General features: G+C 65.3%; 19 protein-coding genes and 1 pseudogene. 11 read left to right on the forward strand and 9 right to left on the reverse strand.

The genetic code is table 11. From position 1 onward, the window contains the following. Positions 1-29 precede the first annotated feature (29 nt). The 5 genes and pseudogenes from VC212_RS08690 to VC212_RS08710 form a co-directional block, all read left to right on the forward strand. Complete coding sequence (locus VC212_RS08690; protein ID WP_323515194.1) at positions 30-1076, forward strand: ABC transporter substrate-binding protein; 1047 nt, start codon at positions 30-32, stop codon at positions 1074-1076. 3 nt (positions 1077-1079) lie between these two features. After that, complete coding sequence (locus tag VC212_RS08695) at positions 1080-1913, forward strand: ABC transporter ATP-binding protein (RefSeq protein ID WP_115512479.1); 834 nt, start codon at positions 1080-1082, stop codon at positions 1911-1913. After that, on the forward strand, positions 1910-2794 hold the full coding sequence (locus tag VC212_RS08700; RefSeq protein ID WP_316690572.1) for an ABC transporter permease: 885 nt from the start codon (positions 1910-1912) through the stop codon (positions 2792-2794). The genes VC212_RS08695 and VC212_RS08700 overlap by 4 nt, the downstream gene beginning before the upstream one ends. A 175-nt stretch (positions 2795-2969) precedes the next feature. Continuing rightward, positions 2970-3323 (forward strand): DMT family protein, encoded by a 354-nt coding sequence (locus tag VC212_RS08705; RefSeq protein WP_055851451.1) that lies wholly within the window; start codon positions 2970-2972, stop codon positions 3321-3323. A gap of 114 nt (positions 3324-3437) precedes the next feature. After that, positions 3438-3563 (forward strand): annotated as a pseudogene (locus VC212_RS08710) (DMT family protein); the annotation flags it as partial. Positions 3564-3656: 93 nt separating this feature from the next. On the opposite strand, the gene VC212_RS08715 reads toward VC212_RS08710, so the two are convergent. From VC212_RS08715 to VC212_RS08735, 5 genes are all read right to left on the reverse strand, one after another. Then, entirely contained in the window at positions 3657-4586 is a 930-nt protein-coding gene (locus VC212_RS08715) for a DUF6607 family protein (RefSeq protein ID WP_323515498.1), read from the reverse strand. Between the two features lie 29 nt (positions 4587-4615). Continuing rightward, complete coding sequence (locus VC212_RS08720) at positions 4616-5248, reverse strand: Hemin transport protein (RefSeq protein WP_323515499.1); 633 nt, start codon at positions 5246-5248, stop codon at positions 4616-4618. Between the two features lie 5 nt (positions 5249-5253). After that, positions 5254-7485, reverse strand: coding sequence for a TonB-dependent hemoglobin/transferrin/lactoferrin family receptor (locus VC212_RS08725; protein ID WP_323515500.1), 2232 nt, complete (start codon positions 7483-7485; stop codon positions 5254-5256). A gap of 272 nt (positions 7486-7757) precedes the next feature. Continuing rightward, a complete protein-coding gene (locus VC212_RS08730) occupies positions 7758-7997 on the reverse strand; it encodes a hemin uptake protein HemP (RefSeq protein WP_005991480.1) in 240 nt (79 codons plus the stop codon). Positions 7998-8097: 100 nt separating this feature from the next. Next, on the reverse strand, positions 8098-9066 hold the full coding sequence (locus tag VC212_RS08735; RefSeq protein WP_115527128.1) for an aldo/keto reductase: 969 nt from the start codon (positions 9064-9066) through the stop codon (positions 8098-8100). Between the two features lie 169 nt (positions 9067-9235). On the opposite strand from VC212_RS08735, the gene VC212_RS08740 reads away from it, so the two are divergent. The 4 genes from VC212_RS08740 (at position 9236) to dusB (ending at position 13421) form a co-directional block, all read left to right on the forward strand. Continuing rightward, positions 9236-10534 (forward strand): nucleoside transporter C-terminal domain-containing protein, encoded by a 1299-nt coding sequence (locus VC212_RS08740; protein WP_055851040.1) that lies wholly within the window; start codon positions 9236-9238, stop codon positions 10532-10534. Positions 10535-10613: 79 nt separating this feature from the next. Then, positions 10614-11567: a ribokinase gene (locus VC212_RS08745; RefSeq protein WP_323515501.1), complete on the forward strand. Its 954-nt coding sequence runs from the start codon at positions 10614-10616 to the stop codon at positions 11565-11567. Positions 11568-11671: 104 nt separating this feature from the next. Next, the gene (locus VC212_RS08750) at positions 11672-12274 is read left to right on the forward strand and encodes a DUF4893 domain-containing protein (protein WP_115512486.1); all 603 of its coding nucleotides are present in this window, start codon (positions 11672-11674) and stop codon (positions 12272-12274) included. A 148-nt stretch (positions 12275-12422) separates the two neighbouring features. Further along, positions 12423-13421: a tRNA dihydrouridine synthase DusB gene (gene dusB, locus VC212_RS08755; RefSeq protein ID WP_115512487.1), complete on the forward strand. Its 999-nt coding sequence runs from the start codon at positions 12423-12425 to the stop codon at positions 13419-13421. A gap of 214 nt (positions 13422-13635) precedes the next feature. On the opposite strand, the gene VC212_RS08760 is transcribed toward dusB, so the two are convergent. Continuing rightward, positions 13636-14736: a metal-dependent hydrolase gene (locus VC212_RS08760; protein ID WP_115512488.1), complete on the reverse strand. Its 1101-nt coding sequence runs from the start codon at positions 14734-14736 to the stop codon at positions 13636-13638. Positions 14737-15213: 477 nt separating this feature from the next. Between VC212_RS08760 and VC212_RS08765 the strand changes: the two genes are divergently transcribed. Both VC212_RS08765 and metK read left to right on the forward strand, forming a co-directional pair. Further along, complete coding sequence (locus VC212_RS08765; protein ID WP_323515502.1) at positions 15214-15699, forward strand: OsmC family protein; 486 nt, start codon at positions 15214-15216, stop codon at positions 15697-15699. 360 nt (positions 15700-16059) lie between these two features. Then, complete coding sequence (gene metK, locus VC212_RS08770; RefSeq protein WP_055851016.1) at positions 16060-17271, forward strand: methionine adenosyltransferase; 1212 nt, start codon at positions 16060-16062, stop codon at positions 17269-17271. A gap of 402 nt (positions 17272-17673) precedes the next feature. Here the strand turns inward: metK and VC212_RS08775 are convergent, their stop codons facing one another. The 3 genes from VC212_RS08775 to VC212_RS08785 all read right to left on the reverse strand — a co-directional run bounded on the left by VC212_RS08775 (position 17674) and on the right by VC212_RS08785 (position 23800). Then, entirely contained in the window at positions 17674-19212 is a 1539-nt protein-coding gene (locus VC212_RS08775; protein ID WP_323515503.1) for a histidine-type phosphatase, read from the reverse strand. Then, the gene (locus VC212_RS08780) at positions 19202-21976 is read right to left on the reverse strand and encodes a TonB-dependent receptor (protein WP_323515504.1); all 2775 of its coding nucleotides are present in this window, start codon (positions 21974-21976) and stop codon (positions 19202-19204) included. The genes VC212_RS08775 and VC212_RS08780 overlap by 11 nt, the downstream gene beginning before the upstream one ends. A gap of 567 nt (positions 21977-22543) precedes the next feature. Then, positions 22544-23800 (reverse strand): OmpA family protein, encoded by a 1257-nt coding sequence (locus tag VC212_RS08785; RefSeq protein WP_323515505.1) that lies wholly within the window; start codon positions 23798-23800, stop codon positions 22544-22546. Between the last annotated feature and the right edge of the window lie 240 nt (positions 23801-24040).

The following is a 24040-nucleotide window of genomic DNA, read 5'->3' on the forward strand; positions in this document are numbered from 1 at the left end:
CCCTCCCCCCCTTTCGACTGGAGCGCCGCATGCGTTTGACCGTCACTTCTCACGCACCTTCCAAGCGCCGCACAGTCTCAAGGCGCGTCGCGGTGTTGCTGCTGGCAGCACTGCCGTTGCTGCTGAGCGCCACCGCGCAGGCAGAAGGAAAACTGCGCATCGCCAAGCAGTTCGGCGTCGTCTACTTGCTGCTGGATGTGGCACAGGACCAGAAGCTGATCGAGCAGCAAGGCAAGGCCGCTGGCGTGGACATCGATGTGCAGTTTCTGCAGTTGTCCGGCGGCGCGGCGGTCAACGATGCCTTGCTCACCGGTTCGATCGATATTGCAGGCGCAGGCGTCGGGCCGTTGTTCACCATCTGGGACCGCACCCGTGGTCGGCAGAATGTGCGCGGTGTGGCCTCGCTGGGCAATTTTCCGTATTACCTGATCAGCAACAACCCGCGCATCAAGAGCATCGGCGACTTCACGCCGCAGGACCGTATTGCGGTGCCCGCCACCGGCGTGTCGGTGCAATCGCGCTTTCTGCAGCATGCCTCGCAACAACGCTGGGGCGACAAGGGCACCCATCAGCTGGATCCGTTGCAGGTGGCATTACCGCACCCGGATGCCGCCGCAGCGATCATCCGTGGCCGCACCGAAATCACCGCGCATTTCGCCAGCCCGCCGTTTCAGGAACAGGAACTGGCGCGCAACCCTGCCGCGCATATCGTGACCAGTTCCTATGACATCGAAGGCGGCCCGTCGTCGGCAACGGTGTTGTACGCCACCGAAAAATTCCGCCGCGATAATCCCAAGACCTATCGCGCCTTTGTCGCCGCACTGGATCAGGCGGCGAAATTCGTCACCGCGCATCCGGAACAGGCGGCGGATATCTTCCTGCGTCGCAATGGTTCGAGCATCGACCGTGTATTGGTCTTGCAGATTCTCAAGGACCCCAAGGTGCAGTTCACCGTGGCACCGCAGAACACGCTGAAGCTGGGCAAGTTCATGCAGCACAGCGGTGCGATCAAGCAGGCGCCTGCCAAGGTGGGCGACTATTTCTTCGATGACCCGCTGATTGCAGGCGGGAGCTGAGCGATGAGCACACCATTGCTGCAAGTCGATCATGTCAGCCTGGAATATGCGTCCGCGCAGCGCGTGGTGCGCGCGACGCACCGGGTGCGCTTTGATGTGCATGAAGCCGATCGTTTTGTGCTGCTGGGGCCGTCGGGATGCGGCAAGTCCACCTTGCTCAAGGCGGTGGCCGGCTTCGTCAGTCCGCGCGAAGGACAGATCCGTCTGGACGGGCGCGCAGTGACCGGACCGGGGCCGGATCGAGTGGTGGTATTCCAGGAGTTCGATCAACTGGCACCGTGGAAGACCGTGCGCGAAAACGTGATCTTCGGCCTGCGCGCAGCGCGCAAGCTCAGCCGCGCCGAAGCGCGCGAGCGTGCCGACGAAAGTCTGGCGCAGGTCGGGTTGAGCGCGTTTGCCGAGGCCTACCCTCACACCTTGTCCGGTGGCATGAAGCAACGCGTTGCCATTGCACGTGCACTGGCGATGCGTCCGCGTGTGCTGCTGATGGACGAGCCGTTCGCCGCGCTGGACGCGCTGACGCGCTCGCGCATGCAGGAGCAGGTGCTGGAGCTGTGGGAGCAATTGCGCTTCACGCTGTTGTTTGTCACCCACTCCATCGAAGAAGCGCTGGTGGTCGGTAACCGTGTGTTGCTGCTGTCGCCGCACCCCGGCCAGGTACGCGCTGAACTCAACGCGCACGCATTTGGCCCGCATAGCGCCGGCAGCGTAGCGTTTCAACAGACCGCGCAGCGCATTCACCGCTTGCTGTTCGACCTGCCCGACGCCACGCTCGACAACGACAAGGTGGCGCCTTTGCGTCGCCCGGCCATGCGTCAACGCGAGGCACTGCCATGAGCCGCAGCCCTGCCGCCAGGCTGCCACCGCTCCCGCCGGTGCGCGCCGAGTACGAGCTGGCCGTCCAGCCGCTGGACCCCGCACTGATCGCCACGGCCGCGCCCGCGCGCTGGCAGGCGCCGCCATGGCTGCGCAAGGCGCTGGTGCTGGCGGTGCTGGTGGCGGTGTGGGAAATCGCCGCGCGCGTGGTCGGCGACGATCTGATGTTGCCCAGCGCATGGCAGACCGCACGCGCGTTTTTTGAGGGGCTGCTCTCGGGCGAATTGCTGCGCCGCGTGGGTGCCTCGCTAAAGGTACTGGCGCAGGGCTATGTGCTCGGCGTGGTGCTGGCCTTCGTGCTCACCGCCCTGGCCGCCTCCACGCGCTGGGGCCGCGATGTGCTTGGCACGCTGACGGCGATGTTCAACCCGCTGCCCGCCATCGCGCTGTTGCCGCTGGCCTTGCTGTGGTTCGGGCTGGGCACCGGCAGCCTGGTGTTCGTGCTGGTGCATTCGGTGCTGTGGCCGCTGGCGCTGACCACCTACGCCGGCTTCCAGGCGGTGCCTGAGACCCTGCGCATGGCCGGCCGCAACTACGGCTTGCGTGGTCCACGCTATGTTGCGCAGTTGCTGATCCCGGCCGCGCTGCCGGCGATCCTGTCTGGCCTGAAGATCGGTTGGGCGTTCGCCTGGCGCACCCTGATCGCAGCGGAGCTGGTGTTCGGCGCCACCTCCGGCCAGGGCGGCCTGGGCTGGTACATCTTCCAGAACCGCAACGAGCTGTACACCGACAAGGTGTTCGCCGGCCTGGCCATGGTGATCGTACTGGGCCTGCTGGTGGAAGGCGTGGTATTCCAGGCCATCGAACGGCTCACTGTGCGTCGCTGGGGTATGCAGCGCTAGCAGGGTGAGCGTGGGAGCCGCGACGTAAGGCGAGTCGTTTTGCATGGCCCTGCTGCAGACCAGCGTTTCGCACAGGCCTCCAACCGCCTTAGCCTGCGCCCGGCGCATCGAAACGGTCGCGTGCGCTTAACGGCGCTGGCTTATGCTGCCGGCCCCTTTCCTGCCGTCCGCCGTCATGCCCACGACCGCCTTCACTGCGTACCTGTACCCAATCCTGCTGCTGCTCGCAAGCAACGTGTTCATGACCTTCGCCTGGTACGGGCATCTGAAGTACAAAAGCACGCCGCTGATGATCGCGATCCTGGTCAGCTGGGGTATCGCGTTTTTCGAATACTGCCTGCAGGTTCCGGGTAACCGCATGGGCAGCGCGGTGTATTCGGCGCCGCAGCTCAAGGGCATGCAGGAAGTGATCACGTTGCTGGTATTCGCCGGCTTCTCGACCTTCTACCTGGGCCAGTCGCTGAAGTGGAATCACTGGGCCGCGTTCGGGCTGATCCTGGTAGCGGCGTTTTTGATGTTCAAGGAATAACGTCTGTCTTGCCCGTAGGAGCGCACCCGGGCGCGACGGGCATTACCAGGAAAGCCACGTCGCGCCCGGGTGCGCTCCTACGACGTTCTTGTGCGTCATTCATCGATTCGACACGAGGTGATCAGGTTGCTGGTATTTGCCGGCTTCTCGACCTTCTACCTGGGCCAGTCGCTGAAGTGGAATCACTGGGCCGCGTTCGGCCTGATCCTGGTGGCGGCATTTTTGATGTTCAAGGAATAACGCCCGTCTCGCGCGTAGGAGCGCACCCGGGCGCGACGGGCATTACCAGGAAAGCCGCGTCGCGCCCGGGTGCGCTCCTACGATAGCCGGTGGTTAGTTCGCAGGTTCCACCCACTGAGCGAATACCGCGTCGAGTTGCGCGTCCTTGACCGGCTTGCCCTTCTGCACGGTGTCGGCCTGTTCGAACATCGGCATGATCATCGCCATGCCATCGGGTTTGGTTTTCAGATGCAGACCCGGTGGTGCGTCCAGGAAGGTGGCCCAGCGCGTGCGCACTTTGGCCCAGTAGCCTTGCGTGCCCTTCCAGTAGGCGTAGGCCGGAGCGAAGTCGACCTCGCTGGTCTTGCGGTAATCGTTGAAGCCGAACTCACGTGCGATGGCCTGCTGGCTTCCATCGGGCTTGCGCAGCACCTTGGTGTTGAACTGTTCGTGCGTCCAACCGTTGGGCGTGAGCGTGTGGCGATTGATCACCGACAGCGCGTTGTAGTCGCTGCGCTTGGTGTATTCGCGGCGAGGTAACGGGCGCCAGCTCAGATCGCTGGTCCAGGTCGGGTGGCCATCGGCGTAGTCCCAGCGTCCGCTGCCGCAATAACGCGGCGCATCGCTCACCTCGAACACGCATTGCGTCCATGCACCTGCAGTCGTCGTCGCCGGCACTGCACGCACCCGCCAGGTCTGGTCGGAGCTGAATTCAAAACGCTGCGGCGCTTGGTAGACCCAATCCTGCCGCCAGTGCTTGGTCACATGCTTGGTCTTTTCATCCACCAGCAAATGTTGCAACACGATCTTGCGTGGCGTGTCTTCCACCACGATCACCACTTCGTTGGCAGCGCTGCGCATCGCCGATGCGCGCTCGTAACCGGGCTTGAGCAACACGGTTTCGTCGAAGGCGAAATCCACCGCGTATTCGCCCTGCATCGCCAGGATGCTCTGGCGATCGCGTTCGGGCTCTGCGGCCGCAGTGGCGACCACCGGTAACAGGCTCAGCATCACTGCAGGGAAATACGGAAACAATCGGCTCATCGGAATTCTCGGTCGTGGTCGTAGGCACGTCAGCGGCGCAAGCGCAGCAGCGACGTGGTCATGTCGGTGGGATCGGTACCGCGTGAGGTGGCCTGCGCAGCGCGCGAGGCGGCAGCGCGTGCGCAGCAGCAATCGTCCACTGCCACACGTCCGTCGATGCCTTCTTCGCGGGCCAGGCGCGCGGCGACGTCCGCACCCAGCGCAGACACGGTCGCAAGATTGGCGGCCAGCGGCTGCTGGCGGTTGGCAGTGGACTGCAGGCGCAGTGCGCTCAAGCGCCAGCTCTCACCGCACAGGCGTCCGGCCAGACGACGCCATAAGCGTTCGCCGACGCCCAGGCCGTGCGTCTCCGTCGGTAGTGGCGGAAGGCGCGAGACCAGGCGATCCCAACTCAAAAAATCGCTATCCGGCAACAGATACAGCCGCCAGCAACATTGGCCGTCGGCACCGAAGAACCAGATGCTTTCGCGCACGCCATCGCTGTCCACCTGGCGCGAGGCGGCGGCATCGACCGCGTGCTGCCAGCCATCGAGTTCATTGCCCAGCGCGGGACGATACAAACACAGCACCGTGCCCAGCGCCGATAACTGCGGTGCGCGCGGCAATGCGGCGCGGTCGGCATGTGCAGTCGAGGACAGCGGGAGTGAGCGGGTGATGGGCATGGCGGCTACCAACTCACCGCCAGACTGACCGACGCCGTGCGTCCGGCGCCGGTGAACCGATCCAGCACCGTGCTGCTGGCCAGCGTGCCATTGGGCAGCGCATTCCAGTCCACGTAGCGGCGGTCGGCCAAATTGAAAATGCCTGCAGTGACCTTGGCGCCGGGTGCGAATTGCCAATGGCCCATCAAGTCCAGCGTGGCGTAGCCGGCCGGCGTGTAATAGCTGTCCAGCTGCGGCCGGCGCTTGCGTGCGACAAAGGTGCCGATCAATTCCGCACCCCAAGCATCGCTGTCGAAAGCGACGCCCAGCGTGCCGCGCAACGGGTCGACCGAATTGAGTGGCGTGTCGTCGGTGAGGTTGTCGCCTTCCGAATAGGCCAACGCGCTGTTCAACGACCAACCCTGCCAGCCGGCCAGCGCGCCCAAATCCAGCCCGCCGCGCGCTTCGGCGCCCTTGATCACCACGTCGTCCACATTGCGCGACTGGAACAGCAGTAAACCCTCCGCGTTGACGCCAGCCGGCGCATACGATTCGATGAAGTTGCGGTAGTCGGTGTAGTACACGCTCACCCCCAGATAGCCGACGACATCGTTGAAGCGCAGGCCCAGCTCGCCGCCGCGACTGGTCTCCGATTTCAACTCCGGGTTGGCGATGGCGGTGTAGCGCGCCTGCAGATTGGTAAAGCCGATATTGACATCGTTGTACGGCGGCGCGCGAAAACCGTGCGCATAGTTGGCATATGCCGACCACGCTTGCGAGAACCGCCACACCGCGCCGAATTTTGGCGACACCTGCGTCTGGTCGATGGTTGCCACCGCCACGCCGGGATTGTCTTCGCGAAAGATGTCGTCCAGCTGCGGCGCCAGACGGAAATAATCCACGCGCACGCCTGGAGTCAACGACAACCTGCCATCCAGTAGCTCGATTTCGTCCTGCGCATACAGACCGAGCTTGGTGGTTTCGCTCTTGGGGAAATCGCGCACCGGGAACACGTCCTGGCCAACGCGGTTGGTGATCGCGCCACTGGCTAGATTGACCGAATACCCATCGCGCTTGGCGCGCGTGTCGGTCCAGGTGCCGTCCAGGCCGTAGGTGATGTCGTGGATCAACGCCGCAGTTTCGATGCGCTTGTGCGCATTGACCAGCAACCCGTACACGCGCTGGTCGAAAGTGTGTTCGTTGTGGCGGCGCGTGTTGTTGCCACGCAATTCGTCGGTGCGTTGCAGGCTGTCGCTGTCCTGGCGATAGAACTGCCATTGAAGATCGTCGGCGAGCGCCGCGTCCAGCGCGTCCAGCTCGTGCCGCAACGACACCCGCGCACGGGTCTGATGATCGCGGCCGTCCTGCGACAGGATGCGCAGCGACGGCGTGGTCACACGCGGGTCGATGCCGCTCAACGCTTCGATGCTGCCATAGTCCTCGTTACCTTCGACAGTGAGCTTGAAACGCTGCTGCGCGTTCGGTGCGTACACCAGTTTGGCCAACACGCTGCGCCCGTCGATGGTCTGCGGATTGGCGGCGGTGCGCGTGAAATCGCGACTGCGATTGTCGCCCTGGTTTTGCGCTTCCTGGCCCTGGCGATGCGCCACAGCCACCATGCCGCTCCAGCGCTCGCCACCGAATGCGGCGGTCGCACCGGCAAACAAACCATTCCAGTCGCCTTCGTAACCGAACTTCAGCCCGACATAGCTACGCTTATCGGTGCTCAGATAATCCGACGGGTCCTTGGTGACAAAGGCCACCACGCCACCCAGCGCATCGGAGCCATACAGCGAGCTGGTCGGCCCACGGACCACTTCCACCCGCTTGAGCGTTTCGAGGTCGACAAAATTGCGGTTGGCATTGAGATAGCTGCCGAAGGCAAAGGTGTCCGACACCGGCACGTTGTCCACCAGGATCGCAACGCGGTTGCCATCCAGCCCGCGAATGCGAATACCGCTGGCGCCGGCAAAGCGACCGCTGTTGCTGGTCACCGACACCCCGGGCGTGTAGCGAAACAGATCCTTGAGTTCGCGCACCAGCTGGTTATCCAGTTGTTCGTGGTCGATCACATCCACCGTGGCCGGCACATCGATCAGTGCGCGCTGGGTGCGCGTGGCGGTGATCTGCAGGCGATCGAAGTCGTGCACCTCACGCGCAGCATCGCCGCCGGCGTCTGAGTCGGCAGCGTGGGCACACAACGGAACAGCAGGCAGCGCAAGCGACAGCGCGACCACCAGCGGATGCAGGCGAATCATCTAGGAACCTTTGTGGGAGCCCCCGGCAGCGCACGCTGCGGCATGCCGCATGCGGCAACCGGGGGTGGAGAGATAAGCGGTGGGCAGCGGCGGCGTGCCCACATCGGTCGTGTTGTGCGGAGGCCGGTCGGCACGGCCGCACTGCGCAGCGCAACGTCGGCTGCGAACACGCAATCACAGCGTGGCGCGCCTGGAGCGGTTGCGCGACGCGTCTGCCTCAGGGCCGCGGCCGGACGACCCGCATCGGGTCGCCCGCGTCGGCTCGGCAGGACTTACTTGGTCAGAATGAGCTTGTCGTTACTGGTATGGCGCAGGCGATAAACGCGGTCGCCGTGCTGGATCAGCACTTCGCGACGGCCCTTGAGCAGCGCCTCGCTGCTGATGAGGTCTTCGGCAGGCACAACACGCGGCACGGCGCGGTCGCGCAGGTTGACCGGTTCGGAGCGGAGCAGTACGGGATGAGCGGTCATGATCTGGTTCTCCAGTCGGTTGGCCAGACAAATAATAACCATTCTCATTTAATGATCAAGAGCCATTCTCATTTGTGACTCTCGATCTTTGCATCGCTTTACATCTTTCGATTGACCTAACCAATCGTTTGCGGCGCATCGCTCAACGCGTCGCCGCGTCCACCCGCTCCCAGCCCGCGGCATCCACCTGCACCAAAGTCTCCAGCGCCCCCAGGTTTTCTTCCAATTGAGAAACCCGACTCGCGCCCAGGATCACGGTGGACACATGCGGGTTGCGCAGGCACCAGGCGATGGCCAGCCGCGCCGGAGACTGCCCGAGCTCGGCAGCCACCGCGCAAAACGCGCGGGCCCGCTCGAGACGGCGCGACTCGGGCGTCCCCAGCACTTCGTCCTGCAGCCAGGCGTTCTCCGGCTGGCCCAGGCGGCTGTCGGCCTCCACGCCACCGTTGTATTTGCCGGTCAGCAGGCCCGACGCCAGCGGCGACCAGATGGTGGTCCCCAGCCCGGCCTCGCACAGTGGCGCGTACTCGCGCTCCAGCCGCTGCCGGTGCAGCAGGTTGTACTGCGGCTGCTCCATCGCCGGCGCATGCAGGTGTTCCTGCTCGGCGATCGCGATGGCCGCACGCAACTGCTCGGCGCTCCACTCGGAGGTGCCCCAGTACAGCACCTTGCCCTGGCGGATCAGCGCGTCCATCGCACGTACGGTTTCCTGGATCGGTGTGTCCGGGTCGGGCCGGTGGCAGAAATACAGATCCAGATACTCCACACGCAAGCGCTTGAGCGCCGCGTGGCAGGCGTCGGTGACGTGCTTGCGCGAAAGCCCGCGCTGGGTCGGGCGCGGGCTGTCCACCGCACCGAAGAACACCTTGCTCGACACGCAGTAGCCATCGCGCGGCAGGCGCAGGTCGGCGATCACATCGCCCATCACCTCTTCGGCGCGGCCACGTGCGTAGACCTCGGCGTTGTCGAAAAAATTGATGCCGTTGTCCCAGGCGGCGGCGATCAGGTTGCGCGCCTCGCCGCGCCCGATCTGCTTGCCGAAGGTCACCCAGGCCCCGAACGACACGGCCGATAGCTGCAGCCCGGTGGAACCCAGACGACGGTAAAGCATGGCGAACTCCTGCGACCTCCAGGGCACCTGCCCCGGACCGGCTTGCGCAGTTTACCGGGCCGGGCGCCCGCGCAACCCTGTGCCGGCCTTCTGAATGCCGCTCGCCTTGCCCGCCGACACCCCCTGCTCTAGGCTTCATCGTTTTGCCGTTGGCAGCCCGGGGAATGGAATGGTCGAAGGTTTAGGAAGGATCGGTTTCGGCCTGTTCGGTCTGGCGGTGCTCATCGGCATCACCTGGCTGTTTTCGACCAACCGCCGCGCGATCGACTGGAAGCTGGTCGGCACCGGCCTGTTGCTGCAGATCTCGTTCGCCTCGCTGGTGCTGCTGGTACCGGGCGGGCGCGACGTGTTCGACTCGCTGGGCAAGGGCTTTGTGAAGGTGCTGAGCTTCGTCAATGAAGGCTCCACCTTCATTTTCGGCAGCCTGATGAACATCGAAAGCTACGGCTTTATCTTTGCGTTTCAGGTGCTGCCCACCATCATCTTCTTCTCCGCGCTGATGGGCGTGCTGTACCACCTGGGCGTGATGCAGGTGGTGGTGCGTGCGATGGCCTGGGCGATCACCAAGGTGATGCGCGTGTCTGGCGCAGAAACCACCAGCGTCTGCGCCAGCGTCTTCATCGGCCAGACCGAGGCGCCGCTGACGGTGCGCCCCTACATCCCCAAGATGACCCAGTCCGAATTGCTGACGATGATGATCGGCGGCATGGCGCATATCGCCGGCGGCGTGCTGGCCGCATACGTGGGCATGCTCGGCGGCAGCGATCCTGCGCAGCAGGCGTTCTATGCCAAGCATCTGCTGGCCGCCAGCATCATGGCCGCGCCGGCCACCCTGGTGGTCGCCAAGCTGCTGGTGCCGGAAACCGGCACGCCGCTGACCCGCGGCACGGTCAAGATGGAAGTGGAAAAAACCACCAGCAACATCATCGATGCGGCTGCGGCCGGCGCCGGCGATGGCTTGCGCCTGGCGCTGAACATCGGCGCGATGCTGCTGGCCTTCATTGCGCTGATCGCGCTGATCAATGCGCCGCTGACCTGGCTGGGCGAGGTGACTGGCGCCGCTGCAGCGCTGGGGCGGCCGACCAACCTGTCGACGATCTTCGGTTACGTGCTGGCGCCGATCGCCTGGGTGATCGGCACGCCGTGGGTGGACGCCACCACGGTCGGGTCCCTGATTGGCCAGAAAGTGGTGATCAACGAGTTCGTCGCCTACAGCGAGCTGTCGCGGATCGTGAAGGGCGAAGTGCCGGGCGTGGGCCTGAGCGACGAAGGCCGCCTGATTGCCACGTATGCCCTGTGCGGCTTTGCCAACTTCAGCTCGATCGCGATCCAGATCGGCGGTATTGGCGGGCTGGCGCCGGAACGTCGTCACGATCTGGCCAAATTCGGCCTGCGTGCGGTGCTCGGCGGTTCGATCGCCACCTTCATGACCGCTACCATTGCAGGCGTGCTCTCGCACTTCGGTTGAGGCGGCGCGGGTTCATCGGCGTCACGGTCTAATCGCCGGACGCCACGTTTCTTCAAGTCATTCAAGCAAGCAGGTATTTATGAGTTCGGTCGTCGTTGTCGGGTCTTTCAATGTCGATCACGTGTGGCGCTGCGATGTGCTGCCTGCGCCGGGTGCCACCATCGCCGGCCGCTACAGCACCGGCCCGGGTGGCAAAGGGTTCAATCAGGCGGTCGCGGCCGCACGTGCCGGCGCCAAGACGCACTTTCTGTGCGCGCTGGGCGACGATGCCGGCGGCGCGCTGGCGCGCTCGCTGGCGGCGCACGACGGCTTTACGCTGATCGCCGAACCGAGCAATGAACCCACCGGCACCGGCGGCATCTATGTCGACGGCCACGGGCGCAACACGATTGTGATCGGCGCCGGCGCCAACTCGGTGCTGAGCCCCGGTTTTGTCGAGAACCAGCGCGCGCTGGTCGCCTCGGCACGCGTGCTGCTGGCGCAGCTGGAATCGCCGGCCGAGACGATCGAGTCGGCGCTGGCGCTGGCGCGCGAATGCGGTGTGCTGACCGTGCTCAATGCCGCGCCGGCCAACGCCCCGACCTCGATCGGCCTGCTCAAGCTGGCGGATGTGTTGACCCCCAACGAAACCGAATTTGCCGCGCTGCTCGGCCGTCACGTCGGCGAGCGCATCAACGCCGACGATGTCGCGGCGCTGGACGGCAACACGCTGCATTCGCTGTGCCGCAAGTTGTTGCCGGGCGGCACCGTGGTGGTGACGTTGGGCGCGGTGGGCGCTTTCATCTCGCATGCCGACGAGCAGTTGCGCGGCGATAGCGCCGCGCATTACCGCGTGGGCGCAGAGAGCGCGCAGACGGTGGACACCACCGGTGCCGGCGACGCCTTCAACGGCGCGCTGGTGGCCTCGCTGGCGCAGTCGCCGGGCGCGAGCTTCATCACCCACGTGCGCTTTGCCAACCGCTACGCAGCGCGCTCCACCGAAGTGGAAGGCGCCGCGGCATCGATGCCGCGGCTGTTGCCGGACGCCGGCTAACTGCCTGCGCCTGTGGCGGCATCGGTTTGCGTTCACTCGCCACGCCACACCACACCTGACCGCCCGTCACCGCGACGGGCCTGCATTACGACAAGGAGTGTTCGATGCGTCGTTGTTCCCTGATTCCGTTCGTTGCGCTGTGCGCCCTGCTTGTCCCGCTGTCAGCCGCTGCGCAGCGCTGCGACTGGAACGGTACTGCCAGCGATGCCGACCGCGCTGCGGTGACCGTATCTGCAGACAGCCTGCAACAGGCGATCGCGCCGCACTACGACGATGCCGAGCAGGAGGATGGCGCCGCGCTAGCGCGCACGCTGCTGCAGCGTGCACAGTCGCCGCAGCTGCCCGGCAAGCTGGACGGCCGCTGGAAGGTGCGCTCGATCCAGGTCGACCAGCGGTTTGCCTATGCCTACCCGTACTTCAAGGCCGAGATCAGCCGCGATGCCTGCGGCTATCGTTTCAGCAAGGTCAGCGGCTCGCAGCGCCGCAGCGGCACGCTGTATCCGCTAGCCAAGGACAGCCGCGAGTTCGCATTCCTTGGTGCCAGCACGGTCAACGACGAGCCGGAAGGCCGCTACGCGCCCGGCAACATCTCCGACGGCACCAACGGCAACAGCGTCGGCCGCTTGGTCGCACTGGGACCGGACGAACTGCTGCTGATCCTGGACGGCGGCGCCAAGGGCTTCGAGCTGTATCAGCTGATCCGCTGATCCTGGAATGTTCGGCCCGGTCGCCTCCGCGCGATCCGGCTGACGCATGCGCTGGCTTGTTGCAGTCTAGGTCAGCGTTCGCTACTGCATGCGCCCCTCCGGCGGCGCCCGAGTTGGCAGCAGCGGCAACCGCAGCGACAATGCGCGCATGCAGATCGGCCCCTACTCCATCGCCCCCAAGGTGATCCTCGCGCCCATGGCGGGCGTCACCGACAAGCCGTTCCGGTTGTTGTGCAAGCGGCTGGGTGCCGGGCTGGCTGTGTCGGAGATGACCATCTCCGATCCGCGCTTCTGGGGCACGCGCAAGTCGCTGCACCGCATGGACCATGCCGGTGAGCCCGACCCGATCAGCGTGCAGATCGCCGGTACCGAGCCGCAGCAGCTGGCCGACGCGGCGCGCTACAACGTGGACCATGGCGCGCAGCTGATCGACATCAACATGGGCTGCCCGGCCAAGAAGGTCTGCAATGCCTGGGCGGGCTCGGCGTTGATGCGCGACGAGGCGTTGGTGGCGCGGATCCTGCGTGCAGTGGTGCAGGCGGTGGATGTGCCGGTGACGCTGAAGATCCGCACCGGCTGGGATTGCGACCATCGCAACGGCCCGACCATCGCACGCATCGCGCAGGAGTGCGGCATCGCTGCGCTGGCAGTGCACGGACGCACCCGCGACCAGCAGTACACCGGCAGCGCCGAGTACGCGACGATTGCGCAGATCAAGGCCGCGTTGGAGATCCCGGTGATCGCCAACGGCGATATCGATTCGCCGCAGAAGGCGGCGCAGGTGCTGCGCGAGACCGGCGTGGATGCGGTGATGATCGGCCGCGCCGCGCAGGGGCGGCCATGGATCTTCGGCGAGGTGGCGCATTACCTGGCCACCGGCACGCTGTTGCCGGCGCCGACGCTGTCCTTCGTACGCGACACCCTGCTCGACCACCTACACGCGCTGCACGCGTTTTACGGCCAACCGCAGGGCGTGCGCATCGCGCGCAAGCATCTGGGCTGGTACGCAAAGGATCACCCGCAAAGCGCCGACTTCCGCGCCGTGGTCAATCGCGCCGAAACGCCCGAGGCGCAGCTGGCGCTGACCCGCGATTACTTCGACGCCTTGATTGCCGGCGTCGCGCCGCCGCTGCCGAACGCCGCCTGAGGAATCCGGGCTGCGCTCGCACACGCGCCTGCACGATGCGTGCGCCGCGTGCTGCCATCCGTTGCGCGCCATGGCGTGAAGTGGCTAACCCACCTGGCACGCAGGCGTCAGCTGGGTGTAGACGGCACGCCCAAGCGGAGTGCGAGCGCCACATGCCGCGCCGGGCACATGCAGCGCCCGCCGGGCGGCTGCACAGTCGTTTTGTGGGCGACTCTTATTGCGTCGACGCTGCCGGTGTAGCCACCGGCGTATCGACCTGTTCCAGATCGCCGGTCAGCGCCGTGCCGGCCGGCGCATGCCAGATGCGGTGCCACATCTGCGCCAGCACCGCTCCGATCTGATCGCGTGCCACCGGTGCGCGATAGGCCGCCTGGACCTGGCGCGGGACGATGGGCTGCCACTGCCCGCCGTCGCGATGCGCGACCACGAAGTTGAAGTTGTAGTCTGGCTCCAGGCCCATGCGCAGATCGCTGAGCATCAAATCGTCGTCGACCAGGCGTGCACGCATGAAGCCGCGATTGAACCAGGTCAATCGGCGCACCGAATCGAATGCCGCCACTTCGCCCAGTGCCTGGGTATTGCTGGAAAAGCCACGGAACTGCATCGGTCCGGTGTCGGCCACCAGCGAACGCTCGCCGATCACATAGCCATTCGGCGTCATCGCCACCACCCGCCACAGCAAGGTGTTGAGCGGCATTGGCACCGAGAAGCGTGGCGCATCGACCAGCCCCATCGCCGCCAGCGCGCGGTCGGCTTCCTGATCGACCAGATGCTTGGCGATCAATGACCAGCCCAGATAGGCCGAACTTGCCACCAACCCGATCACCAACACGTGCTGCGCGAGTGGACGCGCGCGCGCGAACCAGGCAACCGCGCAAGCCAGCAGCAGCCATAGCGTGTACGCCGGGTCGATGATGAAGACGCTCGACCACATGGTCGGATGCGGCTGCAGCGGCCACCACAGCTGCGTGCCGTACACGGTGAAGGCGTCCAGCAGCGGATGGGTGATCAACGCCAGCTGGATCGCCCAGAACCAGCGCGTGGGTGCGCTGGCCACGCGCCCGTTGCCGTAGCGCCGGAACAGCCACCAGATCAGCCAGCCGACCAGCGGCAGCACGAACAGCGAATGGCTCACGCTGCGATGCACGGTCATCAGGGTGACCGGGTCGTCGGTCAGCGTCAGCAGCGCCAGCGCATCGAGGTCGGGCAAAGTGCCCAGGGCCGCGCCGGCCAACAACGCGGCACGCCGCTGTCCGGGCGGCGCAATGGCAGCGGCGATTGCGCCACCAAGAACGATCTGGGTCAGGGAATCCATCGTCCGATGCTAGCAGGCCCGACATGCACGGATAGGCATCGACCCACGCGCTTTCGGTCGGCACACACCTGCGTCTGCGCGGGTGTGTCTTGAAGAGACACGCCGGGGCGACCAGCATCGCATCGCAGCAGCCGGCACGCTGCGCTGCTGCAGTGGATAGGCATACGCAAGCGCGGCCTGGACGAGCGGCAGCCGTTCGTGGGGAACGCCATGCACCTGTCGCGGCAGATGCGCAGGAAAGCCCTCGACCTGCTTACACGGCGACCCCGCGCGATTGCCCCCCTGCTAGCTGGAGCAGACCGAGAAAGAGATGTATCGGCGTAACGGCCAGCGCGACAGCAGCCTGCGCAACAACGACCTGGCGCGGATGGTCCACCGTTGGGAAGTGCCGCCCCCGGTAGAGGCCGGGGCGGTCGAGTACCCTGTCTGCCAGGGTTGAAGGGCGCACCCTGTGCGCCACAGACAAGGAGTGCGGCAATGCCAGACAAACAGCACCAGTACAGCGTGAAGGTCATCTGGACCGGCAACCAGGGCAGCGGCACCTCGGGGTATCGCGCCTACAGTCGTGACCACCGTATCGAGGCCGAGGGCAAGGCCAGTGTGATCGACGGCTCGTCAGATCCGGGCTTCCGCGGCGACCCGGCACGCTGGAACCCCGAAGACCTGCTGGTCGCCTCGCTGTCGGCCTGCCACAAGCTCTGGTATCTGGGGCTGTGCGCCGATGCCGGCATCATCGTGCAGGCCTACGAGGACAACGCCGAAGGCGCGATGCTGGAGCAGGCCGATGGCGCCGGGCAGTTCACCTCGGTGGTGCTGCGCCCGCTGGTGACCCTGGCACCGGGCAGCGACCTCGCGCAAGCCAGGGCGCTGCACCACACCGCGCATGAAAAATGCTTCATCGCCCGCTCGATCAATTTCCCGGTCAGCCACGAACCCCAGCTGCAATTGGCCGAATCGAACTGAGCGGTGGGTTGCTCAAGGCTGTAGCGGTTGCTGTCGGGGGTAGCTGCCCACCGCCGACCACAGCGTTTGCCGCGCGACACCGGTGCCGGCCAGATGTTCGAGCAGCTCGTGCAGTGGCACACGAGACCCCATTGCACGCCGTGCTGTCGCAGAGACGGCACTGGCCGGTGGGGGATCGGCATGCCTCGCTCGCGTATTGCCGCCGTTGCGTGATGTAGACACCTCACTGCCGGCTGCCGGGGCGTTTTGTCGGTTGTGCTTAACCCCACGGCATCGCGTTCAGGCGCACAATGCAACGGACACACGGGGCGTGTATCATCCGCAGCCATCTTTTCATCCGAATTAAGGGATATAAGCCTGATGTCCAGCTACCTGTTCACCTCCGAATCGGTCTCCGAAGGCCATCCGGACAAGATCGCCGACCAGATCTCCGATGCCGTGCTCGACGCCATCCTGGCCCAGGACAAGCGTGCCCGCGTGGCCTGCGAGACCATGGTCAAGACCGGTGTTGCGATCGTTGCCGGCGAAGTGACCACCAGCGCCTGGATCGACCTGGAAGCGCTGACCCGCAAGGTGATCCTGGACATCGGCTACAACAGCTCCGACGTCGGCTTCGACGGCGAGACCTGTGGCGTGCTCAACCTGATCGGCAAGCAGTCGCCGGACATCAACCAGGGCGTGGACCGCAAGAACCCCGAACAGCAGGGTGCCGGCGACCAGGGCCTGATGTTTGGCTATGCCACCAACGAAACCGACAGCTACATGCCGGCCGCGATCCACCTGGCGCACCGCCTGGTCGAGCAGCAGGCCAAGATCCGCAAGAAGAAGAACTCGGCGCTGTCCTGGCTGCGTCCGGACGCCAAGTCGCAGGTCACCCTGCGCTATGAAGACGGCGTTGCGACCGCGATCGACGCGGTGGTGCTGTCGACCCAGCACGACCCGGGCATCAAGCAGAAAGACCTGATCGAAGCGGTGCGCGAAGAGATCCTCAAGCCGGTGCTGCCGGCCAAGTGGCTGCACAAGGGCACCAAGTTCCACATCAACCCGACCGGCAAGTTCGTGATCGGCGGCCCGGTGGGCGATTGCGGCCTGACCGGTCGCAAGATCATCGTCGACACCTACGGCGGCTGGGCCCGTCACGGTGGCGGCGCGTTCTCGGGCAAGGATCCGTCCAAGGTCGACCGCTCGGCCGCCTATGCCGCACGCTATGTGGCCAAGAACGTCGTGGCCGCCGGCCTGGCCGACCGTTGCGAAGTGCAGGTTTCCTACGCCATCGGCGTGGCCGAGCCGACCTCGATCTCGGTCACCACGTTCGGCACCGGCAAGATCGCTGACGAGCAGATCGAAAAGCTGATCCGCAAGCATTTCGACCTGCGTCCGTTCGGCATCATCCAGATGCTCGACCTGATCCACCCGATGTATCAGCAGACCGCGTCTTACGGTCACTTCGGCCGCAAGCCGAAGGACTTCACCTATACCGACGCCACCGGCGCGCAGCACAGCGCGACCGCGTTCTCGTGGGAAAAGACCGACCGCGCCGACGCCCTGCGCGCCGATGCGAAGCTGAAGTAAGCCACGCGCTCTTTGGAGCGTGGGTGTGTGTCGCAATGGGCCGCTAACGCGGCCCATTGCGTTTTAAGGCCTAGCGCCAGCATTCGTCCCTGCGGGGGCCTTCTCCCGGCGGGAGCCATCTCCCGCCGGGAGAGGGGATTCAAAGACCTTCTCCCTGCGGGAGAGGGTTGGGGTGAGGGTGCGGAGCGAAGCCGCGCTGCATGGCACGTCCATTAGGCTGCGCGCGTACCCTCATCCGCCCCTGCGGGGCACCTTCTCCCGGGGGAGAAGGGATTCAAAGCCCCTCTCCCTGCGGGGGAGGGGTTGAGGTGAGGGTGCGGGGCGAAGCCGCGCTGCGCGGCACGTCCATTCGGGTGCTTCAGGCAGAAAAGCGCGCTTCAACCTGACATCGCGCTACCGCACCTACGGATCCAGCTTCAGCTGTTGCTCCAGCGCCTGCGCAAACGCGGGCAATGGGCACGCCATGCGCTGTTCGGGCGCGCAGACATCCAGGGCCAGTTCCTGTTGCAGCGGTGGGTGTGCCAGGTCCAGCGGCGCCAGGGTGCGCAGTTGATCCAGCGATTGCGCCAGGTAGCGGGCACGCACCACGCGCGTTCCGTCGGGTTGCCGCCACAGGCCGAGCAGCAACGCACCGCCTGGTGGTGGATCGTCGGCACCATAGCCGGGCAGATGGAAGTGCACACCGAGCAAACTGCTCAACGCGGCGATATGCGTGTCGCTGCCGACAAACACCGTCAGCGTGGGCGACTGCGCGTCGCCAAACCGTTGCAGCACCTCGCGTGCCAGCGGGGCGCCGGAACGCTGCGCCATGTAGTGCGGGCGCGCGTAGATATCGAACAGCAGCGCATGCAGGCGCGAGACCTGCGCCAGGCGTTCGGGGGTGGCGCGACCCCAGCCGACTTGCGACAGCGGCAGACCGTCGGCGTACTGCAGCAACAGCACCTCACCGGTGCCGGAGGTCAGGTCGATCGGCCCACCCAAGGCCAGTCCACGCCCATTGGCCGATGGCGCCAGCGTGGACGGCATGCGCGCAAAGTCGCAGGGCGTGCGTGTGCAGCCCAGGATCTGCTGCATCGCCTGCAACTCGGCCGCATGGCCCTGCAGCACTGAGGCAGGGCCGCCGGTCTGCTGCTGGATCGATGCCACTGCAGCAGCCGCATCGAACGGCACCGCGCCCGCCTCGATCGGCCGGAACAGCGGGTCGTTACTGCCGGCCTCGCGGTGCCCGGCGACGATGCCACAACCGGGCGCCAATGCGTCGGCCAGCAAGGCACCGCTGTCGATGGTGCGCTGATCGGTGTTGGCCCAGACCGACACACTCCCTGGCGCCGGGCATCCCGTGTGCGGCAGCAGCGTCTGCTGCGTCAACCATTGACGCAGATACGCGCCGCTCAATCGCACCGCCTTGCGCCCGCGCGGAGTGAGCAGGCTGGCCGGGGTGGACCACTGCGGCCAGGGTTGGTCGGCGTACTGCGCGGCGGCCGCTTCACCCTGCAGCGGCGCACGCACACCGTGGCGGAACACCACCACCACGCGTTCCAACTGCTCGGTCTGCCCCGGCTGCCGATCCGCGACGGCAGCGGCACCGCGGGAGTCAGCGGGCAATCGACCACTCGCACGACCTGCCAATGCGCTGCGCGTCGGCGATGCACAGCCACCCAACACCGCTGCAAACGTCAGCAGCAGGCAGACACCGGTGATCGCAAGCGCGCCACCACCTCGCCGCCCCGGCGCTGCGCGTAGCGAAGGTGACGCGATCCCCATCGCGTCACGCCCGCCCGCGCCGCATCGCGCGGACCACAGCGGCTCCCCATCGCCAGCCAACGTCCCGCAGCGCGATGCGCCCTGCCCCGCGCTGTCGACCCATCCCGCAGCGGCCTTGTCGTGCTGCTGCACCTGCGCTGAGATGCCCCACCCTGCACGATCAGACTCAGAACACATATTTGGCGGTCACCAAGCTGGTCATGCCCGAATCGACGATGTCGGAAATCGCCGTGGTGTCGTGCCCCACATGCGCCCAATAGCTGTGCTGTTTGGTGAGGTTGGCAACCGACAGATCCACGCGCAGATGCTCGCTCGGCGCATAGCCCAGGTGCAGGTCCACGCGGGTGATCGGCTTGATCCACAGGTTGTCCCAGCGCGCGCCCTGGTTGAGATAGTCGTACACCGACACGTATTCGCCAGAGTAGTGGTAGCTCAGATTGATCGACCACGGTCCCTTTTCGTAGAACAGCTCTGCGTTGGCGAGCAGGTTCGGGGCGTTCTGGATGCGTTCGTGCGCAAAGCCTGCTACGCCCAGATCCACGCGCGTGCTCTGTCGGGTGACATTGGCGCCGATGCCGAAGCCATCCAGTGGTGCGGGCAGGCCCTGGAAGGTCTGCCGCACGGCAGCTTCCATGCCCAGCACGCGGCCGTCGCCGCCGTTCTGCGGACGCACGAAGCGCGTACTCGCAGTGCCGCTTTCGCCGGCATTGGCCGCATTGGAACCGCTCTCGTAGATGTAGTCGGTCAGGCGCTTGTAATAGCCGGCCAGCATCGCGTGACCGCCGGTGTCGTTCTGCCATTCGCCGGACAGATCCACATTGAGCGACTTGATCGGTTTCAGATCCGGGTTGCCTTCGGTGATGATGGTCTGGCCGTCGCTGGAAATATTCGTGGAGCGGCCACCGCCCAGCTGCACGAACGCTGGACGGGTGTAACTGGTCCACACCGAGCCGCGATACACCGCGCTATCGCCCGCGGGCCGGTAGTTCACGAACACGCTCGGCAAGACCACGTTGTAACGCGTGTGGTTGTTGGCGAATGCGCCGACCTGCTCGGCCCCGTTGACGGCCGCCGGCTGCGCCCAGAACGTATTGGTGATGGCGGTATGTTCGAAGCGCACGCCCGGCAGGATTTCCCAATCGCCGGTACGCAGTGTCGCCATCGCATAGGCAGCACTGACTGCTTCGGTGGCGCGCATGGTGTTGCAGTTGAGGTTGTTGACCGCCAGCTGCCCGCAACTATCGAAGCTGGCCGGCGTCAGCGTGCGTGCGATCAGGTCGTTGAGCGCGGCGTTGCTCAAGCGCACCGTGGGCAGTGCGTATTGCCCCGGATACACCGCATCGTAGCGCTGCGCGATCAACCCGGTGTCGCGCAGCAAGGTGCCGTCGGTGTACTTGGCATTGGTCCAGTTACGATCGGTGAAGCTGCGCGAGCTGTCGACATACTTCACGCCGAAGGCGATGCGGCTGAGCAGGCCGTCATCGAAATCGTAGCCCACATCGAACTTGCCGCCGCCCTTGTCCTGGCCGCTGTACTGTTTGGAAAGTTGACCGGTGCGGCGCGCGAACAGGCTGCCCACATCGGACGCCTGCGCCTGCATCGCCGGGGTCAGCAACGGGATCGGGAAGCCGTCGCCGTCGTAACTAATGAAGCGGTTGGCGCCGTAGGCGAAGTTGGTCGAGGTGTATTGATCGTTGCGTGCGGAAATTTCCACGTGATCCGGGCGATCGTTGTTGCCGGTGCCGTAGAAAATGTTCGGCGCGAACGTCCAATGCCCCAGTTGTTTTTCCGCACCCAGCTGGACGGTGGCAAGGTCTGCTTCTTCCGGGTTGGTTTCGTACCAGTAGCGCACTGCGAAGCGATTGATCTGCGGCTGATACACACCACTACTGCCGATCTGGGTGAAGCTGACATTGGCCGGCACGAACTGGGTGTAACCGGTGTTCTGCTCGGTCTTGGCGAAGGCGTAGGTCATGCGCGCATACAGATGCAGGCTGGGGTCCACACGCCAATCGAAGGCAGCATTGCCACCGTAGCGGCGGGTGTCGCCTTGCGAATACCCGATGTTGATGCCCGTGCTCTGCAGCACCTGTTGCGGGTCGCTCCCTGCAGCCAGATTGCCGCTGGCATCGGCACGCGCGAATTCCCAGGACCCATCGTTACGCGCCGCCGACGCGCCGGCCACTTCGCTGTTGACGAAATGACGCTCGTCGTAATACGCGCTGACCGCTACACCAAACTGCCCGGTATCGCCAAAACGTGCATGCCAATCGCCGGCTGCGCCGCTTCCCAGTCCGGAATCGCCGTAATCGCGTGCGCGGCTCTCCATGCGTCCGCTCAAGGTCACGCTACCGCCCTGGCGATCGGATGAGTCGAAGGCGCTGGGCGTGCGGTAGTCGATGGTGCCGCCGATCGCATCGCCATCCATGTCGGCGGTGGAGGTCTTGTTCAACACGATGGTCTGCAGCCCCGATGGCGGCAACAGACTCAATTGCACGCCACGGCTATACGGCATGCCCTGTGCCACGTTGATGCCATTGATCAGGTTGACGTTGTATTCGGCATTGAGACCGCGCACCGACGAAAACATGCCTTCGCCACGCGCCGCGCCGTCGATGCCGCCGAAATACGACTGCCCGGTGTTGATCACATTGACGCCCGGCATCAGGCCCAATGCTTCGGCCACGTTGTGTACCGCAGTGGTCTTGAGATCGTCGGCCGACAACACGTTGACGGTGTTGGTCGCGGCCATCTGCATGTCGGTCGCGTTGTAACGGGTGGCGGCGACGGTGACCTTGTCCAACGTGGCCATTTCGCCTTGCGCAGGGGTTGCGGCAGCCTGTGCGGATTGCGCGGCAGCATGGCCGCAAAAAATCGACAACGACACGCATAAGGCCTGCGACAAGCGCGAAGGACGCAGCAACGAACAACGAGCGATCATGATCAAATCCGATGGTTGCAGCAACGCACCATGGACTCAAGCCACGGCGGCGCCACCACGATGTGTGAGAGAGCGACGTGGCCTTTGGCAGCGGACCTGCGTCACACCTGCAAGCAGGCGCCGCGCATGGTGGTGACGGCATATTTCAAAACCATGACGTACGCTACAGACATGACAAATGCGCGCAGCAAGCGCGCAAGTCGGCATAGTCGCTGGCGTATGGAAGCGTGGATCGCTGCCGGCATGCGCATACGGTTACTGGCGCGGGCGCACAGGAATCTTCGCAAAACGCGACATGACAACGCATGCTGCCGAGGCGGCATGAATTGTCAGCGATGCCTCTCGCAGCAAGGCGCCTGCCGTGTTTGCAGACAGCACCCGAAACGCGGTTGAAAATGTCTGTGGGCACAAGCGATTACGTCACGCGCTGCGTCGCGCCAGACACCACGATGACGTTACGACCACCCTGCGCGGCAGTGCGCGAAACCAGCATCGAGTGGACGATGCCGGCGCCGATGCAACGCGCATGCCCACCCGATACTGCTTACCTGATGCTGCAAGCCTCATTCACGAGCGCAAGAAGATCTCGACCCGCCGATTGAGCTGACGCCCCCCCGGATTGTCCTGCCCGTTGACGGTGTTGGGCGCCACCGGTTGCGATTCGCCATAGCCCTTTGCGCCGGCGCCCTGTGCGGCGCCGCGCGTGCGCAACGCGGCCAGCACCGCATTGGCCCGGCGCTCGGACAGCGCCTGGTTGTAGGCGTCATCGCCCTTGGCATCGGTATGTCCGCGCACTTCCATCTCTTGGGTTGTCACCTTGCCGAGCGCGGCGGCCAGCGTGTCGAGCACGCGCGCGGCATCGGGGCGGATGTCGGACTTGTCGAAGTCGAACAGGATGCGGTCGTTCAAGGTGATCAGATAGCCGCATGCTGCACCGGGCGGGGCGAACTTTTGCAGCGGCGGGAAGCGGCCGGCCGGCGGTACTTTCGGCAGCGGCGGCATGCGCACTTCGCGCGGCGGGGTGCCGACCGTGCCGGTGCCATCGCCGCGGTTCTGCACCAGACCCTCCGGTCCGTTCCAGGTGCCGGAGCCATCGGCGTTGATGGTGACCAGGCCGCGCGGCCCATTCCAGGTGCCGCTGCCATCGCCGTGATTGTCGATCAGGCCGCTCTTGTCGCTGTTCCAGGTGCCTGCACCCTTGCCATTCAAACTGATCAGGCCGGCCGGGCCGTTGTAGGTGCCGCCGCCGTTGGACTGCACGTCGATGAGGGCGTCGTCGCCATCCTGCCCGGACGCGTTGATGGTGCCGCTGCCATCGGCATTGACGTTGACCAGGCCGCCATCGAAGTTGGCGGTACCACTGCCGTCGGCCTTGAGGTTGAACAGGCCGCCGTCGCCGTTGCGCAGCAGGTTGCCGTTGGCATCCATGCTGGTAATGCCGGCATCGTTGATCAAGGTGCCGCCATCGCCGCAGCGCGCAGGTGCGACGCTGACGCCTTCGATCGGGTCGAGGATATCCTGCAGCGAGGCCTCCAGCGCGCGTTGCGCAGGAGTCACGCCGACGATCTCGGGGATGACGATGGTGGGGATGGCCGGAAACTCCGGCACGCTGTCATGCGCTGCTGCCGGCGCATCCGGGGGGCGCGCAGCCTCGCTCGCCGCAGGTGCGGCAGCAGCAGCACCGGCTGCATCCTTCGGGCCTTCGCCACGGCCGCAACCAACCAGCAACAGGGGCACCCACAGCACTGCCGACAGCTTGCGCATCGCCTCTTCCTTGTTCGAGTCTGTACGAGACGTGCCTGATAGCACGAGCGCGGTAAACAAGGTGCTAAGGCCAGTGCGGATGCGTGCCGAGGGCACTGGCAGCGGTATCGGCCAGTGCTTGCGCACTATTGCTGCGCGACCGGAGACCGGCCGAACGACCAGGCAGTGGCACGGCAGCGCGACAAGCGACAAGCGACAAGCGACGACACAAGGATGTTGTCAGAGGGGTATCTGCTGGATGCAAGGCGGGGGCCGCGACCATCAGGCGTCCGTCGCGGATGTCGCACGCGTCACCAGGTG

The organism is Xanthomonas sp. WHRI 8932A, from assembly GCF_035012785.1.
Taxonomy (GTDB): Bacteria; Pseudomonadota; Gammaproteobacteria; order Xanthomonadales; family Xanthomonadaceae; genus Xanthomonas.